Here is a 2,816-nt window from a genome sequence, read left to right on the forward strand (position 1 = left end):
GGTGAGCGGTGCCGCCGGAGACCTGCTGCGCTTCCTCGAGCACGACGTCGCCTTCCACCGCTTGCTGCTCCGAACCTCGGGCAACCCGATGTTCGCCGGACTCTGCGACGTCGTCGAGGAGGTCCTGCGCGGACGCACCGACCACGACCTGATGCCGCACCAACCCAAGCCCGAGGCTCGCGACCTGCACGCGCGCGTGGCACGAGCGATCGCCGACGGCGACGTCGACGACGCTCGTGCGGCGATGACCGCGTTGTGCCTCGAGGTGGTCGACGGTCTGGGAGGAACCGCCGAGGCCGATCGGGACTGACCCGCGGGGGCCGTCGGTGCGGTGGCGCGGGGGCTCCGTCACCCGACCGCCCAGACCAGCGTGGACAGCGCGAAGGCCGAGAGCCCCAGCGTGGTCTCCATGACGGTCCAGGTCTTGAGGGTGGTCTTCTCGTCCATCTCGAAGAACCGGCTCACCAGCCAGAAGCCCGAGTCGTTGACGTGCGAGAGCACCGTGGCGCCTGCCGCGATCGCGATCACCAGGGCCGCGATCTGCACGTCGCCGTAACCGCCGGCGAGCACCTGCGCCGAGATGAGGCCCGAGGTGGTGGTCAACGCCACCGTCGCCGAGCCCTGCGCCACCCGCAGCAGGGTCGCGATGACGAACGCCTGCACGAGCAGCGGCAGCCCGAGGTCGGAGAGCGACGAGGTGAGCGACTCACCGATGCCGCTGGCGCGCAGCACTCCCCCGAACATCCCGCCCGCGCCGGTGATCAGGATGATCGAGCAGATCGGCGCGAGCGCCTCGTCGAGCAGCGTGGTGGTCTCCTCGAGAGATCGTCCGTTGCTGGTGCCGAGGACGCCTATCGCCACCAGCAGCGTGATCAGCAGCGCGATCGGGGTGTTGCCCAGGAGCTGGAGCGTCGTCACCCACGTCGCGTCCCCGTCGACGGCTCCTGCAGAGGCCAGGGTGGAGGCCCCGGTGTTGCCTGCGATGAGCACCAGGGGCAGCAGCAGCAGCGCGAGCACGACGACGAAGCGAGGCGCGTCGGACCGGACGGTGGCCTGGCCGAACAGCAGCTCGGGGACGTCGACGTGCACCCGGCGTCCGAGAAGTCGCGAGAGCAGGTAGACGCCGACGTACCAGGCGACGACTGCGACGGGCAGGTTGATCAGCAGGATCGTGCCGACGTTGCCCTCGAAGAACTCCGTCGCAGCGACCGGGCCCGGGTGCGGCGGCACGAGCGCGTGCATCGAGGCGAAGGCCCCCGCTGCGGGCAGTGCGTAGTAGAGCACCGACCCACCGAAGCGCCGGGCCACCGTGATGATGATCGGCAGGAAGACCACCAGGCCGGCGTCGAAGAAGATCGGAAAACCGAAGAGCAACGCCGCGACACCGAGGGCCAGCGGCGCTCGCTTCTCGCCGAAGCGGTTGATCAGGGTGTCGGCGAGCACCTGCGCACCGCCGGTCACCTCGAGCAGCCGGCCGAGCATCACGCCGAAACCGACGAGCAGCGCCACGGCCCCCAGCGTGCTCCCGAAGCCCGACATCAAGGCTGATGGCACCTGCGCGACCGGGATACCGGCCGCGACGGCGGTCAGCACGCTCACGAGCACGAGCGAGATGAAGGCGTGCAGGCGCACCTTGATGATCAAGAACAGCAGCACTGCCACCGCGCCGGCCGCGATCAGCAGCAGCGTCGTGGTGCCGTGCACCGGGGTGATGGGATCCACGAGGGCCTCCGAGATCGACGTCAAGGCGTCGGAAAGTGACGCCGATCTCAGAAGCGTGCCCGAAAGGTACTACTTTTGGCAACCGTGCGGCCGCGCTCGGCTGCTCCTCAGCGTCGCGGGAGCAGCACGCGGAGCGCATCTCGATCGCGCGAGGCCTCCACCACCCCGCCGAGGGCGACCAGCACTGCGGCGGTGCTCTGGTCGGCGGGCTCCGACGGCGCGGTCATCGTGCCGTCGGGGTTGCCGCAGGTGATGTCTACCGCCAGCATGCTGGCCTGGCCCTCGAACACCAGCCGCACGCTGCCGCGGTGCTCGCGCACCACCTCGTCGAGCACCAGGTCGAGCGCCTGCTCGACCGGTCCCGGCGTGAAGAGCAGCTCGATGTCTCCTTCGACGGCCGCGGTGAGCACGCGTCCCTCGTCGTGCAGCTTCTCCGACCACTTCTGGGCGACCTGGGTGGCCAGCTCGTGCAACGGCGTCGCCGCACCCGCGACCAGGACCCCGCGACCCGACACCTCGACCAGCTCGCCCGCGACCTCGCCGATGCGCCCGACCGACGACAGGCACCGCAGCGCGATGCCGCGCACGTCGTCGGAGATCGTGGGGTCACCCACGAGGTCCTCGAGATGCAGTCGCAGCGACTGCAGCGGCGTACGCAGCGCGTGGGAGGCCAGCAGACCGAACTCACGCTCGCGCTCCAGGCGTTCACGCAGCTGGGCGGCGCTGCTCTCGAGGGCCTGCGCGATCGCGCGCGCCTCGGGCATCTGCGAGGACGGCAGGTCGAGGTCGAAGCGACCACGCCCCAGGGCCGCGGCTGCGAGCGCCAGCTGGGGGAAGGGGCGCGACAGACTCCGCGCCACGACGTAGCCGACCAGCCCGGCCATGAGCGCCAGGAGCAGGAGCAGCCCGAGCGTCGAGACGACGTTCCCGCTCCACATGGTGCTGAGTGGTTCGTAGCGAGCTCGTGTGACGGTCAACGTGCCGGCGGCGGTGAACACCGTGCCCGAGACGTTGTCCGAGTCGCCCGGGTCAGCTGGGTCGTCCACGTCATCGGCGACGAAGCCCGGACCGGAGAGGACGATGGCCGGCTCGTC

General features: G+C 70.4%; 2 protein-coding genes and 1 pseudogene. 1 reads left to right on the forward strand and 2 read right to left on the reverse strand.

Annotation, left to right across the window (positions count from 1 at the left end):
* Nucleotides 1–310, forward strand: a 310-nt coding sequence (locus VOI19_RS17590) for a FadR/GntR family transcriptional regulator (RefSeq protein ID WP_323794246.1), incomplete at its 5' end; no start/stop codon positions are given.
* Between the two features lie 38 nt (nucleotides 311–348).
* Here the strand turns inward: VOI19_RS17590 and VOI19_RS17595 are convergent.
* Nucleotides 349–1,722 carry a GntP family permease gene (locus VOI19_RS17595; RefSeq protein WP_323794247.1) on the reverse strand — a complete coding sequence of 458 codons (1,374 nt, stop codon included), beginning with the start codon at nucleotides 1,720–1,722 and terminating at the stop codon, nucleotides 349–351.
* A gap of 107 nt (nucleotides 1,723–1,829) precedes the next feature.
* A pseudogene (locus VOI19_RS17600) lies at nucleotides 1,830–2,816 on the reverse strand (hypothetical protein); the annotation flags it as partial.

This window comes from Nocardioides sp. (assembly GCF_034670285.1).
Lineage (GTDB): Bacteria > Actinomycetota > Actinomycetes > Propionibacteriales > Nocardioidaceae > Nocardioides.